Below are 16647 nucleotides of genomic sequence, written 5' to 3'. Positions count from 1 at the left end.
ACCAGTTCCAGCAGCTCGGCGTCGTCCACCATGTCGGCCTTGTTCAGGAACACGACGATGTACGGCACGCCGACCTGACGCGACAGCAGGATGTGCTCGCGGGTCTGCGGCATCGGGCCGTCAGCAGCCGAACAGACCAGGATCGCGCCGTCCATCTGGGCAGCACCGGTGATCATGTTCTTGACGTAGTCAGCATGGCCCGGGCAATCGACGTGGGCGTAGTGACGCTCGGTGGATTCGTATTCGACGTGTGCGGTCGAGATCGTGATGCCACGTGCCTTTTCTTCCGGCGCGGCGTCGATCGCGGAGTAATCCTTGAATTCGCCACCGAAGCGCTCTGCGCCGATCTTGGTCAGCGCAGCAGTCAGCGTGGTCTTGCCGTGGTCGACGTGACCGATGGTGCCGACGTTGACGTGCGGCTTGGTGCGCTCGAACTTACCCTTTGCCATTGTTGTATACCTTGGATATCAGAAAGAGGGAGATGAAATCCTGAGCTTATGCTCAGGACTTCTTGATCACGGTGTCGGCGATGTTGCTCGGCGCCGGCTCGTAGTGGTCGAATTCCATCGTGAACGTTGCGCGACCCTGGGTCTGCGAACGCAGCGAGGTGGCGTAACCGAACATTTCACCCAGCGGGATCATCGCGTTGATGATGCTGGCCGAACCGTCACCGGTGGTGCTCGAACCCTGCAGCACGCCACGACGACGGCTCACGTCGCCCATCACGTCACCCTGGTAATCCTCCGGGGTCACGATCTCGACCTTCATGATCGGCTCGAGCAGGACCGGCTTGGCCTTGGCGAAGCCCTGCTTGAAGGCCATCGACGACGCCAGCTTGAACGCCATTTCCGAGGAGTCGACGTCATGGTAGGAGCCGAATACCAGCTTCACCTTCACGTCCACGACCGGGAAGCCAGCCAGCGGACCGCTGGTGATGGTTTCGCGCAGGCCCTTTTCGATCGACGGGATGAATTCCTTCGGAATCACGCCACCGGTGATGTCGTTGACGAACAGGAAATCGTCCTTGATGTTCGGCGCGATCTTCGGATCGGCACGGTCTTCAGCGGTGATCGGCGACAGCTCGATCACGACGTGACCGTACTGACCCTTACCACCGGACTGCTTGGCGTGCTTGTAATCCGACTTCACGTCGGCCAGCTGGATGGTTTCGCGGTAGGCCACCTGCGGCTTGCCGACGTTGGCTTCAACGTTGAATTCGCGCTTCATGCGGTCAACGATGATGTCCAGGTGCAGCTCGCCCATGCCCGAGATGATGGTCTGGCCGGATTCTTCGTCGGTCTTGACGCGGAACGACGGATCTTCCTGCGCCAGACGGCCCAGGGCCAGGCCCATCTTTTCCTGGTCCGACTTGGTCTTCGGTTCGACGGCCATCGAGATGACCGGCTCCGGGAACACCATGCGCTCCAGGATGATCGGGTGCTCCTGCGAGCACAGGGTGTCACCGGTGGTGGTGTCCTTCAGGCCCACGGCGGCGGCGATGTCACCGGCCAGCACTTCCTTGATCTCTTCGCGATCGTTGGAGTGCATCTGCAGGATGCGGCCGATGCGCTCCTTCTTGCCCTTCACCGAGTTCAGCAGCTGGTCGCCGGCGTTCAGCGTGCCCGAGTAGACACGGAAGAAGGTCAGCGCGCCCACGAACGGGTCGGTGATGATCTTGAAGGCCAGCGCCGAGAACGGTGCCTTGTCGTCGGACTTGCGGCTCAGCGCAACGGTTTCGTCATCGACGTCGGTACCGGTCACGTCCGGCACGTCGATCGGCGACGGCAGCAGCTGCACCACGCCGTCCAGCATGGCCTGCACGCCCTTGTTCTTGAACGCCGAGCCGCAGTACATCGGCACGATGTCGGTAGCCAGGGTGCGCACGCGCAGGGCTTCGATGATCTCGGCCTCGGTCAGCTCTTCGCCGCCCAGGTACTTTTCCATCAGCTCTTCGCTGGCTTCAGCCGCGGCTTCGATCATGAAGGTGCGCGCCTCTTCAGCGGCGTCCTTCATCTCGGCCGGGATCTCCAGGTACTCGAACTTCATGCCCTGCGAGGCTTCATCCCAATGGATGGCCTTCATCTTGATCAGGTCGACGACGCCCTTGAAGCCTTCTTCAGCGCCGATCGGCAGCTGCATCGGCACGGCGGTGGCGCCGAGCTTGGCCTTCAGCTGGCCAACGACCTTGGTGAAGTTGGCGCCGGTGCGGTCCATCTTGTTGACGAACGCGATGCGCGGCACCTTGTACCGGTTGGCCTGGCGCCACACGGTTTCGGACTGCGGCTGCACGCCACCGACGGCGCACAGCACGAACACCGCACCGTCGAGCACGCGCAGCGAGCGCTCCACTTCGATGGTGAAGTCGACGTGCCCGGGGGTGTCGATGATGTTGAAGCGGTGCTCCGGCAGGGACTTGTCCATGCCCTTCCAGAACGCGGTGGTGGCAGCGGACTGGATCGTGATGCCACGCTCCTGCTCCTGCTCCATCCAGTCCATGGTGGCGGCGCCGTCGTGCACTTCACCGATCTTGTGGCTCTTGCCGGTGTAGAACAGGATGCGCTCGGACGTGGTGGTCTTGCCGGCATCGATGTGGGCCATGATGCCGAAATTGCGGTAACGCTCGATGGGAGTGGTGCGGGCCACGGGAGCCTCTCAATTTCTTGGAATTCGGATGGCCGAACGCCGCCTTTCGGCGGCCTTCGGATTGGCGCAGCCCTTCTGGGGCCGCGAGGCAGCACCTTAATGGTGCTGCCGTGCCTGTTTTACAAGGCCGTCAAACTCACCAGCGGTAGTGGGCGAAGGCCTTGTTGGCTTCGGCCATGCGGTGGGTTTCTTCGCGCTTCTTGATGGCGCCACCACGGTTTTCCGAGGCATCCAGCAGTTCTGCAGCCAGCTTCTTCGGCATGGTGTTTTCACCACGCTTGCGGGCGGAGTCGATCAGCCAGCGCATGGCCAGGGCCATCTTGCGCGACGAACGCACTTCGACCGGCACCTGGTAGGTCGCACCGCCGACGCGGCGGGACTTCACTTCGACCGACGGAGCCACGTTGTCCAGAGCCTTCTGCACCAGCTCGATGGAGTTCGGGTTCTTTTCGCTGATCACGTCCATGGCGCCATAGACGATCTTTTCAGCGACCGACTTCTTGCCGCTCAGCATCACCATGTTGATGAAGCGCGCGATGGTTTCACTTCCGTGCTTCGGATCCGGCAGGACAGAGCGCTGCGGCGTATTACCTTTACGAGACATGTGTACTTTCCCTTAGCTCTTCGGACGCTTGGCGCCGTACTTGGAACGGCCCTGGCGACGCTTGGCAACGCCCGAGGCGTCCAGCGAGCCACGCACGGTGTGGTAACGCACACCCGGCAGGTCCTTGACGCGACCGCCACGGATGAGGACCACGGAGTGCTCCTGCAGGTTGTGGCCTTCGCCACCGATGTAGCTGATGACCTCTTCCTGGTTGGTCAGGCGGACCTTGGCAACCTTGCGGAGCGCCGAGTTCGGCTTCTTCGGGGTGGTGGTGTACACGCGCGTGCAGACGCCACGGCGCTGGGGGCACTTTTCAAGAGCCGGGGAGGCGCTCTTGTAAGTGGTTGCCTGCCGCGGCTTGCGGACAAGCTGATTGATCGTCGCCATCAGTAAGTTCTTCTGAGAGAGGCCCGATGAAAAACAGGCCATGAATGCGGATATGTGCGAGCAGGCGAGAAACCGGCCTGCTGAGACAGACGATTGTAGCAACCCGGCGAAAACGCAGTCAACCGCGCACACGCCAAGCCGACCCTGATCCCGGGCCGTTACAGGGGAGCCTTTTCCATGCCCCCCGTTCAGGTTGTCAAACCGGCCCCCTTTCGAGGACCGGCCGGCATCCTACCCCATCGGTGGCGATTGCGCCACCGCCGAGGGTGGTCCGGCCAGCAGGCCGGACCGGATCCATCACTCGTCCGCGGCCGATTCGGCGTCGGTCGATTCCACCGCCACCGGGGCTGCCGGCGCCACTTCAGCCACCGCCGGCGCGCCGCCGGACAGGGTCTGCATTTCCGACTCGGTCAGCCCGGAGGCGTTGCGACGACGGTTGGCGTGGTACGCCAGGCCGGTACCGGCCGGGATCAGGCGGCCGACGATGACGTTTTCCTTCAGGCCGCGCAGGTTGTCCGAGGTGCCGCGGACGGCAGCTTCGGTCAGCACGCGGGTGGTTTCCTGGAACGAGGCCGCCGAGATGAACGATTCGGTGGCCAGCGATGCCTTGGTGATGCCCAGCAGGACCGGGTCGAAACGGGCGATCAGCTCGTTGCGGGTGGTCAGGCGTGCATTTTCCTCGATGACGCGCTGGCGCTCGGCCTGCTCGCCATTCAGGAACTTGCTGCTGCCCTGGTCGGTGATCTCGACCTTGCGCAGCATCTGGCGGGTGATCACTTCAATGTGCTTGTCGTTGATCTTCACGCCCTGCAGGCGGTACACGTCCTGGATTTCCTTGACCAGGTAAGCGGCCAGCGGCTCGACACCCAGCAGGCGCAGGATGTCCTGCGGGCTCGGCTCGCCGTCCACGATGGTTTCGCCCTTGGTCACGTGCTCGCCTTCGAACACGATCACCTGGCGGTACTTCGGGATCAGCTCTTCGTGTTCCGAACCATCGGTGTCCTTGATGATCAGGCGCTGCTTGCCCTTGGTGTCCTTGCCGAAGCTGATGATGCCCGAACGCTCGGCCAGGATCGCCGGATCCTTCGGCTTGCGCGCTTCGAACAGATCGGCCACGCGCGGCAGACCACCGGTGATGTCGCGGGTCTTGGACGCTTCCTGCGGGATCTTGGCGACCACGTCGCCCACGCCGACGGCGGCGCCGTCCTGCAGGTTGACGATGGAACGCGGCGGCAGCAGGTACTGGGCCGGCAGATCGGTGTTCGGGATGGTCAGGTCATTGCCCTTGGCATCCACGATACGCACGATCGGGCGCAGCTCCTTGGCCTGCGAGCCACGACGCTTCGGGTCGGTGATTTCGCGCGAGGCCAGGCCGGTCAGTTCGTCGGTCTTCTCGATGACGGTGACGCCGTCGATGAAGTCGATGAAGCGGATGAAACCGGCCACTTCGGACACGATCGGGTGGTTATGCGGATCCCAGTTGGCCACGGTCTGGCCAGCCTTCACTGCATCGCCATCCTTGGACGCGATCATCGAGCCGTACGGCAGCTTGTAACGCTCACGCTCACGGCCGTGGGCATCGAGCACCGAGATTTCACCCGAGCGCGAGACCGCCACCAGCGAACCGCTGGCGTGTTCGACGGACTTGAGGTTGTTGAACTTCACCGAACCGGTGGTCTTGACCGTGATGTTGTCCACGGCTGCCGCACGCGATGCCGCACCACCGATGTGGAACGTACGCATGGTCAGCTGGGTACCCGGCTCACCGATCGACTGCGCGGCGATGACGCCCACCGCTTCACCGATGTTGACCAGGTGGCCACGGGCCAGGTCGCGACCGTAGCAGTGGCCGCACACGCCGAACGCCGATTCGCAGCTGATCGTGGAGCGCACCTTGATGCTCTGCACGCCGGCGTCTTCCAGCTTGGCCACCCAGGCTTCGTCGAGCAGGGTGTTGCGGGTCACGATCGGATCTTCGTCGTTGCCCGGCAGGAACACGTCCTCGGCCACGACACGACCCAGCACGCGGTCCTTCAACGGCTCCACGACGTCGCCGCCTTCCACGATCGGGGTCATGGTCAGGCCTTCGGAGGTACCGCAATCCACCTCGGTGATGACCACGTCCTGGGCCACGTCCACCAGACGACGGGTCAGGTAACCCGAGTTGGCGGTCTTCAGCGCGGTATCGGCCAGACCCTTACGGGCACCGTGGGTGGAGTTGAAGTACTCCTGCACGTTCAGGCCTTCACGGAAGTTCGCCTTGATGGGCGTTTCGATGATCGAGCCATCCGGACGGGCCATCAGGCCACGCATGCCGGCCAGCTGGCGGATCTGCGCCTGCGAACCACGGGCACCGGAGTCGGCCATGATGTACAGCGAATTCATCGACTTCTGGTCGATGGTCTCGCCCTTGGCGTTGACCACCTTCTCGGTACCGATGGTGTCCATCATCGCCTTGGCGATGCGTTCATTGGTACGCGACCAGATGTCGACCACCTTGTTGTAGCGCTCGCCGGCGGTGACCAGGCCCGACTGGTACTGCTCCTGGATTTCCAGCACTTCGGCTTCGGCCTCGGTGAGGATGCCGCGCTTCTCGTCCGGGATCAGCATGTCGTCGATACCGATCGACACGCCCGCACGGGTTGCGTAGGCAAAGCCGGTGTACATCAGCTTGTCGGCGAACACGACCGTGTCCTTCAAGCCCAGCTGGCGGTAGCTGGAATTGATCAGGCGGCTGATGTTCTTCTTGGTCAGCTCGGTGTTGGCCAGCGCGAACGGCAGGCCTTCCGGCAGGATTTCGGCCAGCAGGGCGCGACCGATCGTGGTGTCCACGATCGAGGTCTTGTTCTGCTTGTCGCCGTTCTCGTCGGTCACCACTTCGGTGATGCGGACCTTTACCTTGGCGTGCAGTTCCACCACGCGGTTGTCATAGGCACGCTTCACTTCGGCGATGTTGGCGAAGGCCATGCCCTCGCCCTTCTTGTTTTCCAGGGCGCGGGTCATGTAGTACAGACCCAGCACCACGTCCTGCGACGGCACGATGATCGGCTCGCCGTTGGCCGGCGACAGGATGTTGTTGGTGGACATCATCAGCGCACGCGCTTCCAGCTGGGCTTCCAGCGAGAGCGGCACGTGGACGGCCATCTGGTCACCGTCGAAGTCGGCGTTGAACGCGGTGCAGACCAGCGGGTGCAGCTGGATGGCCTTGCCTTCGATCAGCACCGGCTCGAACGCCTGGATGCCCAGGCGGTGCAGGGTCGGCGCACGGTTCAGCATCACCGGGTGTTCGCGGATGACCTCTTCCAGGATGTCCCAGACTTCGGCTTCTTCGCGCTCGACCAGCTTCTTGGCGGCCTTGATGGTGGTGGCCAGGCCACGACGCTGCAGCTTGGCGAACACGAACGGCTTGAACAGCTCAAGCGCCATCTTCTTCGGCAGGCCGCACTGGTGCAGGCGCAGGTACGGACCGACCACGATGACCGAACGGCCCGAGTAGTCGACGCGCTTGCCCAGCAGGTTCTGGCGGAAGCGGCCCTGCTTGCCCTTGATCATGTCGGCCAGCGACTTCAGCGGGCGCTTGTTGGTGCCGGTAATGGCGCGGCCGCGGCGGCCGTTGTCCAGCAGCGCATCGACCGATTCCTGCAGCATGCGCTTTTCATTGCGCACGATGATGTCCGGCGCGTTCAGTTCGAGCAGGCGGCGCAGGCGGTTGTTGCGGTTGATGACGCGGCGGTACAGGTCGTTCAGGTCGGAGGTCGCGAAGCGGCCACCGTCCAGCGGCACCAGCGGACGCAGGTCCGGCGGCAGCACCGGCAGCACGGTCATGACCATCCATTCCGGGCGGTTGCCCGATTCCAGGAAGGCTTCGACCAGCTTGATGCGCTTGGTGAGGCGCTTGAGCTTGGTTTCCGAACCGGTGCTGGCGATCTCCTCGCGCAGGCGGGTCATTTCCGACTGCAGGTCGATGGTGCGCAGCAGTTCGTACACGGCCTCGGCGCCCATGGCGGCGTCGAAGTCGTCGCCGTGTTCCTGGCGTGCCTGCAGGTACTGTTCTTCGGTCAGCAGCTGGCGGCGCTCCAGGGCGGTCAGGCCCGGCTCGGTCACCACGTAGGCTTCGAAGTACAGCACGCGCTCGATGTCACGCAGGGTCATGTCCAGCATCAGGCCGATGCGCGACGGCAGCGACTTGAGGAACCAGATGTGCGCGACCGGCGAGGCCAGGTCGATGTGGCCCATGCGCTCGCGGCGCACCTTGGCCAGGGTCACTTCGGTGCCGCACTTTTCGCAGACCACGCCACGGTGCTTCATGCGCTTGTACTTGCCGCACAGGCACTCGTAGTCCTTGACCGGCCCGAAGATGGCGGCGCAGAACAGGCCGTCACGCTCCGGCTTGAAGGTACGGTAGTTGATGGTTTCCGGCTTCTTCACTTCGCCGAAGGACCACGAACGGATCAGGTCCGGCGAAGCCAGCGCGATCTTGATCGCGTCGAAGTCCAGCGTCTGGCGCTGCTGGTTGAAGAGGTTGAGCAGGTCTTTCATGGTGTTTCTCCGAAAGGAGGAAATCTTGTCGATGGGGCTGTCAGGTCACATCCGGCGGCGCGGCTGCCGGGGCAGCCGCGCCTGCACGATCAGTTGTCTTCCAGTTCCATGTTGATGGCCAGCGAGCGGATTTCCTTCACGAGCACGTTGAAGGATTCCGGCATGCCCGCGACCATCTCGTGCTCACCGTCGACGATGTTCTTGTACATCTGGTTGCGGCCCTGCACGTCATCGGACTTCACTGTCAGCATTTCCTGCAGGGTGTAGGCCGCGCCGTAGGCTTCCAGCGCCCAGACTTCCATTTCACCGAAGCGCTGGCCGCCGAACTGCGCCTTGCCGCCCAGCGGCTGCTGGGTGACGAGCGAGTACGGACCGGTCGAGCGGGCGTGCATCTTGTCGTCGACCAGGTGGTTCAGCTTCAGGTAGTGCATGTAGCCCACGGTGGTGTGGCGATCGAATGCCTCACCGGTACGACCGTCATACAGCTGGGTCTGGCCGCTGAGCGGCAGGTCAGCCAGGGCAAGCATGTGCTTGATTTCAGCTTCGGTGGCACCGTCGAACACCGGGGTAGCCATCGGCACGCCGTCGGTGAGGTTGCCGGCCAGGCGCAGCAGCTCCTCGTCGCTGAACTGGGTCAGGTCGACGTGGTTGGCATGCTGGGTCTTGTCGTGGTTGTACACGTCGTCCAGGAACTTGCGCAGGTCGTTGATCGCGGCCTGTGCCTCGAGCATGCCCTGGATCTTGCGGCCCAGGCCCTTGGCGGCCCAGCCCAGGTGCACTTCCAGGATCTGGCCGATGTTCATGCGCGACGGCACGCCCAGCGGGTTCAGCACGATATCCACGGTCTCGCCCGAGGCCATGTACGGCATGTCCTCGACCGGCACCACGTTGGAGACCACACCCTTGTTGCCGTGGCGGCCTGCCATCTTGTCGCCCGGCTGGATGCGGCGCTTCACGGCCAGGAACACCTTGACCATCTTCAGCACGCCCGGGGCGAGGTCGTCGCCGGCGGTGATCTTGCCGCGCTTGTCGGCGAAGCGACGCTCGAACTCCTTCTCGTGCGCCTGGATCTGCTTCTGGGCGCGTTCGATGGCTTCGGAAGCGTCGTCGTCCTTCATGCGCAGCACGAACCAGTCAGCCTTCTTCAGGCCGTCCAGGTAGGCGTCGGTGATGGTGTCGCCCTTCTTCAGGTTGGCACCGCCGTTGGCGACCTTGCCCACGATCTGCGAGCGCAGGCGTGCGTAGATGGCGCCTTCCAGGATGCGGAACTGGTCGTCGAAGTCCTTCTTGACGCGCTTGATCTCGCTTTCCTCGATCTGGCGCGCACGCTTGTCCTTCTCGATGCCGTCGCGGGTGAAGACCTGCACGTCGATGACGGTGCCGTCCATGCCCGGCGGCACGCGCAGCGAGCTGTCCTTCACGTCCGACGCCTTCTCACCGAAGATCGCGCGGAGCAGCTTCTCTTCCGGGGTCAGCTGGCTTTCGCCCTTCGGGGTGACCTTGCCGACCATGATGTCGCCGGCGCGCACTTCGGCACCGATGTACACCACGCCCGACTCGTCCAGGCGGTTCAGCGCCTGCTCGGACACGTTCGGGATGTCGGCCGAGATTTCCTCCGGCCCCAGCTTGGTGTCGCGCGCGACGCAGGTCAGCTCTTCGATGTGGATCGTGGTGTAACGATCTTCTTCCACCACGCGCTCGGAGAGCAGGATGGAGTCTTCGAAGTTGTAGCCGTTCCACGGCATGAAGGCGATCAGCATGTTCTGGCCCAGGGCCAGTTCGCCGATGTCGGTGGACGGACCATCGGCCAGCACGTCGCCACGCGCCACCACGTTGCCCACTTCCACCAGCGGACGCTGGTTGATGCAGGTGTTCTGGTTGGAACGGGTGTACTTGATCAGGTTGTAGATATCCACGCCGGCATCGCTGGCGTCGGTGATTTCCACTTCGTTGACCTTGACCACGATGCGGCCGGCGTCGATCTGCACGATCTCGCCGCCACGACGGGCGTTCACGGTCACACCCGAGTCACGGGCCACGGCGCGTTCGATACCGGTACCCACCAGCGGCTTCTGCGCACGCAGGGTCGGCACGGCCTGGCGCTGCATGTTGGCGCCCATCAGTGCACGGTTGGCGTCATCGTGTTCCAGGAACGGAACCAGCGCGGCGGCGATCGACACGGTCTGCATCGGCGAGACGTCCATGAAGTGGACTTCCGCCGGCGGCTTCAGCAGCGACTCACCCTGGAACCGGCACGGCACGAACTGCTCGGTGAGCATGCTCTTGGCGTCGGTCAGGGCGTTGGCCTGGGCGATGACGTATTCGTTTTCTTCGATGGCCGACAGGAACTCGATCTCGTCGGAGACCTTGCCGTCGTGCACCTTGCGGTACGGGGTTTCCAGGAAGCCGTACTGGTTGGTGCGGGCGTACACGGCCAGCGAGTTGATCAGGCCGATGTTCGGGCCTTCCGGGGTTTCGATGGTGCAGACGCGGCCGTAGTGGGTCGGGTGCACGTCGCGCACTTCGAAGCCGGCGCGCTCACGGGTCAGGCCGCCCGGGCCCAGGGCCGAGACGCGACGCTTGTGGGTGACTTCCGACAGCGGGTTGTTCTGATCCATGAACTGCGACAGCTGCGAGGAGCCGAAGAACTCCTTGATGGCTGCGGCAACCGGCTTGGCGTTGATCAGTTCCTGCGGGGTCAGGCCTTCGGATTCGGCCATCGACAGGCGCTCCTTGACCGCGCGCTCGACGCGGACCAGGCCCACGCGGAACACGTTTTCGGCCATTTCGCCGACCGAACGCACGCGACGGTTGCCCAGGTGATCGATGTCATCGACCACGCCGCGACCGTTGCGGATCTCGGTGAGGACCTTGATCACGTCCAGGATGTCGGAGCTGTCGCCGTGCTCGGCGACCAGGCGCTTGGACTCTTCGTCGTTGCGCTCGCCGAAGTACTTGCGGTCGTACAACACCGCTTCACCGGTGACTTCCTTGCGGCCGACACGACGGTTGAACTTCATGCGGCCAACCGTGGACAGGTCGTAGCGCTCGAAGGTGAAGAACAGGTTGTGGAACAGGTTCTGCGCGGCGTCCTTGGTCGGCGGCTCGCCCGGACGCATCATGCGATAGATTTCGACCAGCGCTTCGAGCTGGGTCTTGGTCGGATCGATGCGCAGGGTGTTGGACAGGTACGGGCCACGATCCAGATCGTTCACCCACAGGGTGCCCACGGCATCCACGCCGGCCTTGCGGAAGGCCTGCAGCTGCTCGTCGGTGATTTCGTCGTTGGCCTGGGCCAGCAGTTCGCCGGTGCTCGCGTCGACCACGTCGTGGGACAGGATGCGGCCGACGATGTAATCGTCCGGCACGGCCAGGGCGGCAATGCCCGAGGCTTCCAGCTGCTTCACGTGGCGCGCGGTGATGCGCTTGCCGGCTTCGACGATGACCTTGTCGCCGTCGGCCAGGTCGAAGTTCAGGGTCTCGCCGCGCAGGCGCTCGGAGACCAGTTCGAGCTGCACGCCCTCATCGGGATTGATGTGGAAGGTGTTGATCTCGAAGAACTCGGCCAGCATCTCTTCGTTGCTGTAGCCCAGCGCACGCAGCAGGATCGACACCGGCAGCTTGCGGCGACGGTCGATACGGGTGAACAGCGCGTCCTTCGGGTCGAACTCGAAGTCCAGCCAGGAGCCGCGGTACGGGATGATGCGGGCGCTGTACAGCAGCTTGCCCGAGCTGTGGGTCTTGCCACGGTCGTGGTCGAAGAACACGCCCGGCGAACGGTGCAGCTGCGAGACGATGACGCGCTCGGTGCCGTTGACGATGAAGGTGCCGTTGTCGGTCATCAGCGGGATTTCGCCGAGATAGACCTCCTGCTCCTTCACGTACTTGATGGCCTTGGTGGACGACTCGCGGTCGTAGATCACCAGGCGCACGGTCACGCGCAGCGGCGCGCCGTAGCTCATGCCACGCTGGCGGCATTCACGCTCGTCGAAGACCGGGTCGCCCAGCTTGTAGCCCACGTATTCCAGCGCAGCGTTGCCGCTGTAGCTGGCGATCGGGAACACCGACTTCAGGGCCGCGTGCAGGCCGAGATCACGGCGCTTGGCCGGATCCACGTTTTCCTGCAGGAATTCGCGGTAGGAATCCACCTGGATGGCGAGCAGGAACGGCACTTCGAGGATCGAGCGCTGCTTGCCGAAATCCTTGCGGATACGCTTTTTTTCGGTGAACGAATATGACGTCATGGGGTCTCACCTTGGCTGTGCGGGCCCCGCCATGGAGGCGTGGCCCGAAGGGAACATGAAAATTGTCAGTTGGAAGTCGCTGGTATTGCCGGCACCAGCACGCCTTCTCCCGCTACTTCCAACTGCCAACTCGTCGCCGGTGAAGCATCCGACTAACAGTCGGATCTACCGGTCGAATTGGCGCGGACCGGACATGCATCCGGCCTTACCGCAATAACGACCAAAGGCCGGGGGCTTACGCCCCCAGCCTTTGCTGCATCGCCGTGATTCGATGGCGACGCAAGGAGCTGCTTACTTGACTTCGACAGTCGCGCCGACAGCTTCCAGGTCCTTCTTCATCTTCTCGGCTTCTTCCTTCGTAGCCGATTCCTTCAGGACGCCACCGGCTTCGGTGAGGTCCTTGGCTTCCTTCAGGCCCAGGCCGGTGATGGCGCGGACAGCCTTGATGACGTCGACCTTCTTGTCGCCGGCGCTCTTCAGCGACACGGTGAATTCGGTCTGTTCTTCAACGGCAGCAGCCGGGCCAGCAGCGGCAACGGCAACCGGGGCAGCGGCGGAAACGCCGAACTTTTCTTCGATGGCCTTCACCAGTTCCATGACTTCCATCAGGGACTTGGCGGCAATGGCTTCAACGATCTGGTCGGTGGTAAGGGACATTTTGAATACCTTTGGATAATTTTCTGGGTTCAGGTTCCATCAGGAACCACGTAAACAGCGACTCAGGCGGTTTCGGCAGCCGGCTCGGCGGCGACAGCGCCACCTTCCTGCTTCTCGCCAACGGCCTTGACGGCACGGGCGAACATCGTGACCGGTTCGCACAGGACACGGGCCAGCATGGCCAGGGCCTGATCGCGGGTCGGCAACGAGGCCAGCACGTCAACGTGGCTTGCCGGGAACACTTCGCCACCGATCACAACCAGCTGCGGCTGCAGCTTGTCGTTGGTCTTGGCAGCTTCCTTGATGACGCGGCCGGCAGCGCCGGGCTCGTCGAGCGAGAACGCGAGCAGCATCGGACCGACGAACTTGGCCCCTGCGGATTCGAATTCAGTACCCTTCACCGCACGTTCGGCCAGGGTGTTCTTGACAACTTTCAAGAACACGCCTTCCTTACGGGCCTGTTCGCGCATCTTGGTGATCTGCGCGACCGTGGTGCCGGCGTAATGTGCTGCAATCAAGGAGTGAGCCTTGGCAGCGACTTCCGCGACCTCGGCCACTACTACTTGCTTCTGGGACAGATTGAGAGCCATTGCACTCCTCCAATTGAACTCCGCTTACGGCTCCTGCCGTGCGCGGTCCTGGGCGGCATCCGTCCTGGACGCCGGGAACATCGGGACGATGTTCCAAGGGTGGGCCGTTCTAGACCTGGATGGCCAACCTGGGTGAACCCAGACGTGCGAGAACCAGAAAACTCCAGAAGGGCACCATCTACGCAGGGTGATCCCCGGGGGAATCGATTAAGCGGCCGGCCTACGCCCACCACCCCTGCGGTCTTTGACGGCTATCGTCGCGGGACGGGCCCGTTCGGATTGCCTTCAAATGTCACGGATACGCGGCCGGAACCGCGTACCCGCTTCAAACGATTACTTCAGGGTCAGCGACGACTGGTCGACGGTGACGCCCGGGCCCATCGTCGAGCTGACCGAAACCTTCTGCAGGTAGGTGCCCTTCGAGGTAGCCGGCTTGGCCTTGATCAGGTCCAGCAGCAGCGCCTGCAGGTTCGACTTCAGCGCGTCTTCGGCGAAGTCGGCCTTGCCGATGGTGCAGTGGATGATGCCGGCCTTGTCGGTGCGGTAACGCACCTGACCCGACTTGGCGTTCTTGACGGCTTCGCCCGGGTTGGCCGACACGGTGCCGACCTTCGGGTTCGGCATCAGGCCGCGCGGGCCGAGCACGGTGCCCAGCTTACCCACGACGCGCATGGCGTCCGGGGTGGCGATGACGACGTCATAGTTCAGATCGCCGGCCTGCATCTTCTCGGCCAGGTCGTCCATGCCGACGGCTTCGGCGCCAGCGGCCAGGGCTTCGTCAGCCTTGGCACCGGCCGGTGCGAACACCGCAACGCGCACGCTCTTGCCGGTACCGGCCGGCAGCACGGTCGAACCGCGCACCTGCTGGTCGGACTTCTTGGCGTCCACGCCCAGGCGCACGGCGACGTCGAAGGACTCGACGAACTTGGCCTTGGTGGCGGTCTTCAGGATCTTGATTGCGTCCTCGAAGGCGTAAGCCTTGCCCGGGACGACTGCGGCCTGGATGGCCTTCTCACGCTTGGTCTGTGCCATCTTCTTAACCCTCTACCACAAGGCCCATGGAACGGGCAGAACCAGCGATCGTACGCACGGCGGCGTCCAGGTCGGCGGCCGTCAGGTCAGCTTCCTTCGCCTTGGCGATCTCTTCCAGCTGCTTGCGGGTCACCTTGCCCACCTTGTCGGTGTTCGGGCGCTTGGAGCCCGAGCTCACGCCAGCGGCCTTCTTCAGCAGCGTGGTGGCCGGGGTGCTCTTGGTGATGAAGGTGAACGTACGGTCCGAATAGGCCGTGATGATCACCGGAACCGGCAGGCCCGGCTCGAGCTTCTGCGTGGCGGCATTGAAGGCCTTGCAGAATTCCATGATGTTCAGGCCACGCTGACCCAGCGCGGGACCGACCGGCGGCGAGGGGTTGGCCTGACCGGCCTTCACCTGCAGCTTGATGTAACCAATTACTTTCTTTGCCATGTGAATACTCTCCGGGTGCTAGCGCCTTGCGACCACAGGCTCCCCATCGGACCGGGAATCTCGCGTCCCGGCATCGCGTTTTTGAATTCATGCAGAAGGCCACCTCGCGGCGGCCCTTTGCTTTTGCCAGCTTCCTGGCAGGAAGCCGCGCACTATATCAGATTTTCAGGCCGCCGCGTGAACAGGCGCGGCCGTCGGATCAGGTGGCCTTTTCGACCTGGCCGAACTCGAGCTCGACCGGGGTGGCACGACCGAAGATCAGCACCGAGACGCGCAGGCGGCTCTTCTCGTAGTTGACCTCTTCCACCACGCCGTTGAAGTCGTTGAACGGGCCTTCGGTGACGCGGACCATCTGGCCCGGCTCGAACAGCACCTTCGGACGGGGCTTTTCGACACCTTCCTGAACGCGGTTCAAGATGGCCTCGGCCTCGTGATCGGCGATCGGCAGCGGACGATCGGCGGTGCCGCCGATGAAGCCCAGCACCTTGGGCGTTTCCTTGACCAGATGCCAGCTTTCGCTCTCGATCCGGGGAATGCCGTTCTCTTCGTGCGTCTCGATCTGGACCAGGACGTAACCGGGGAAGAACTTGCGCTCGGAACGGCGCTTCTGGCCGGAACGCATTTCAACCACTTCCTCGGTCGGGACGAGGACGTCACCGAAGAATTCCTGCTTCTCGTTACGCTCGATGCGGCCGCGCAGGTCCTGCGCCACCGACTTTTCGAAGCCTGAATAGGCGTGAACGACATACCAACGCTTCACAGGTTTCTCCTTATCGACCCAGGAACAACTGGATCGCTTTCTGAATCAAGAAATCAAAGCCGCCGAGCAGCAGGCTGAGGATGATCACCACGACCATCACCACCCAGGTCATGCGGATGGCTTCCTGGCGCGTCGGCCAGACCACCTTGCGCAGCTCGAAGCGGGATTCGGAAAGGAACTCACGGGTGTCACGACCCTTGGCGGTCAGCATGAACACGCCGAAACCGGCAGCAAGGCCGATGGCGACACCCAGGCCACGCAGGGGACCGGACCAGGCATTCTGGGCCGCATGCTCGGGCATGCCGAACCAGAACCACGCAAAAAGACCCGCAAGTGCCAGGAGCACTGCGGCGGCGTATTTGACGATGTCACCCCCGGTGGAGGTGTCCTTGGAATGCTCGATCTTGCTGTTCATCCGGCTCTGGCTGCTGAGGCGGCATGGCCGCTGGAAGGGAGAAGTGGCACGCCAGGAGGGACTCGAACCCCCAACCTGCGGTTTTGGAGACCGCTGCTCTGCCAATTGAGCTACTGGCGTACTGAAAAAACTGCCTTCCCTGAGACGGCGAAGGCGGACCGAGGTTCCCGGCCCGCCGTTCGCGAGACCGGCAGCGCTGTGCTGCCGCCGGTAGTGCAGATTACTTGATGATCTTGGAGACCACGCCGGCGCCGACGGTACGGCCACCTTCACGAATCGCGAAGCGCAGGCCTTCGTCCATGGCGACCGGGTTGATCAGGGTCACGACCATCTTCACGTTGTC

Annotated in this window: 12 protein-coding genes, 1 tRNA gene and 1 pseudogene; all 14 read right to left on the bottom strand. The window is 63.3% G+C overall.

The genetic code is table 11. The features are described 5' to 3' along the window. Positions 1–449: GTP-binding protein (locus tag KVS69_RS16085; RefSeq protein WP_217538924.1), on the bottom strand; the 449-nt coding region annotated here is incomplete at its 3' end. A 52-nt stretch (positions 450–501) separates the two neighbouring features. After that, positions 502–2643, bottom strand: coding sequence for an elongation factor G (fusA, locus tag KVS69_RS16080; protein WP_184124906.1), 2142 nt, complete (start codon positions 2641–2643; stop codon positions 502–504). Between the two features lie 136 nt (positions 2644–2779). Further along, positions 2780–3247 (bottom strand): 30S ribosomal protein S7, encoded by a 468-nt coding sequence (rpsG, locus tag KVS69_RS16075; RefSeq protein ID WP_068849450.1) that lies wholly within the window; start codon positions 3245–3247, stop codon positions 2780–2782. Positions 3248–3259: 12 nt separating this feature from the next. Next, positions 3260–3634: a 30S ribosomal protein S12 gene (gene rpsL, locus KVS69_RS16070; RefSeq protein WP_025879344.1), complete on the bottom strand. Its 375-nt coding sequence runs from the start codon at positions 3632–3634 to the stop codon at positions 3260–3262. A 297-nt stretch (positions 3635–3931) separates the two neighbouring features. Then, entirely contained in the window at positions 3932–8173 is a 4242-nt protein-coding gene (gene rpoC, locus KVS69_RS16065; protein WP_217538921.1) for a DNA-directed RNA polymerase subunit beta', read from the bottom strand. 89 nt (positions 8174–8262) lie between these two features. Continuing rightward, positions 8263–12417: a DNA-directed RNA polymerase subunit beta gene (gene rpoB / locus KVS69_RS16060; protein ID WP_184124902.1), complete on the bottom strand. Its 4155-nt coding sequence runs from the start codon at positions 12415–12417 to the stop codon at positions 8263–8265. Positions 12418–12708: 291 nt separating this feature from the next. Next, positions 12709–13074, bottom strand: a complete 366-nt coding sequence (gene rplL / locus KVS69_RS16055) for a 50S ribosomal protein L7/L12 (RefSeq protein WP_184124900.1) — start codon at positions 13072–13074, stop codon at positions 12709–12711. A 62-nt stretch (positions 13075–13136) separates the two neighbouring features. Then, entirely contained in the window at positions 13137–13664 is a 528-nt protein-coding gene (rplJ, locus tag KVS69_RS16050; RefSeq protein ID WP_217538918.1) for a 50S ribosomal protein L10, read from the bottom strand. 333 nt (positions 13665–13997) lie between these two features. After that, the gene (gene rplA, locus KVS69_RS16045; RefSeq protein ID WP_068849440.1) at positions 13998–14696 is read right to left on the bottom strand and encodes a 50S ribosomal protein L1; all 699 of its coding nucleotides are present in this window, start codon (positions 14694–14696) and stop codon (positions 13998–14000) included. 4 nt (positions 14697–14700) lie between these two features. Then, on the bottom strand, positions 14701–15129 hold the full coding sequence (rplK, locus tag KVS69_RS16040; RefSeq protein WP_068849438.1) for a 50S ribosomal protein L11: 429 nt from the start codon (positions 15127–15129) through the stop codon (positions 14701–14703). 199 nt (positions 15130–15328) lie between these two features. Further along, positions 15329–15889, bottom strand: a complete 561-nt coding sequence (gene nusG / locus KVS69_RS16035; RefSeq protein ID WP_068849436.1) for a transcription termination/antitermination protein NusG — start codon at positions 15887–15889, stop codon at positions 15329–15331. Positions 15890–15899: 10 nt separating this feature from the next. After that, positions 15900–16304, bottom strand: coding sequence for a preprotein translocase subunit SecE (gene secE, locus KVS69_RS16030; RefSeq protein WP_093534574.1), 405 nt, complete (start codon positions 16302–16304; stop codon positions 15900–15902). 44 nt (positions 16305–16348) lie between these two features. Further along, a tRNA-Trp gene (locus tag KVS69_RS16025) sits at positions 16349–16424 on the bottom strand. Between the two features lie 100 nt (positions 16425–16524). Continuing rightward, positions 16525–16647, bottom strand: a pseudogene (locus tag KVS69_RS16020) (elongation factor Tu); the annotation flags it as partial.

It is taken from the genome of Stenotrophomonas sp. GbtcB23 (assembly GCF_019091045.1).
Classification (GTDB): Bacteria; Pseudomonadota; Gammaproteobacteria; order Xanthomonadales; family Xanthomonadaceae; genus Stenotrophomonas; species Stenotrophomonas rhizophila_A.
Note: the sequence above shows the minus strand (reverse complement) of the source record. Positions and strands in the feature narration are given on the sequence as shown.

Coding starts and splice junctions, on each gene's coding strand:
- rpsG (WP_068849450.1), bottom strand. CDS start 3,247: ATGTCTCGTAAAGGTAATACGCCGCAGCGCTCTGTCCTGCCGGATCCG.
- rpsL (WP_025879344.1), bottom strand. CDS start 3,634: ATGGCGACGATCAATCAGCTTGTCCGCAAGCCGCGGCAGGCAACCACT.
- rpoC (WP_217538921.1), bottom strand. CDS start 8,173: ATGAAAGACCTGCTCAACCTCTTCAACCAGCAGCGCCAGACGCTGGAC.
- rpoB (WP_184124902.1), bottom strand. CDS start 12,417: ATGACGTCATATTCGTTCACCGAAAAAAAGCGTATCCGCAAGGATTTC.
- rplL (WP_184124900.1), bottom strand. CDS start 13,074: ATGTCCCTTACCACCGACCAGATCGTTGAAGCCATTGCCGCCAAGTCC.
- rplJ (WP_217538918.1), bottom strand. CDS start 13,664: ATGGCTCTCAATCTGTCCCAGAAGCAAGTAGTAGTGGCCGAGGTCGCG.
- rplA (WP_068849440.1), bottom strand. CDS start 14,696: ATGGCACAGACCAAGCGTGAGAAGGCCATCCAGGCCGCAGTCGTCCCG.
- rplK (WP_068849438.1), bottom strand. CDS start 15,129: ATGGCAAAGAAAGTAATTGGTTACATCAAGCTGCAGGTGAAGGCCGGT.
- secE (WP_093534574.1), bottom strand. CDS start 16,304: ATGAACAGCAAGATCGAGCATTCCAAGGACACCTCCACCGGGGGTGAC.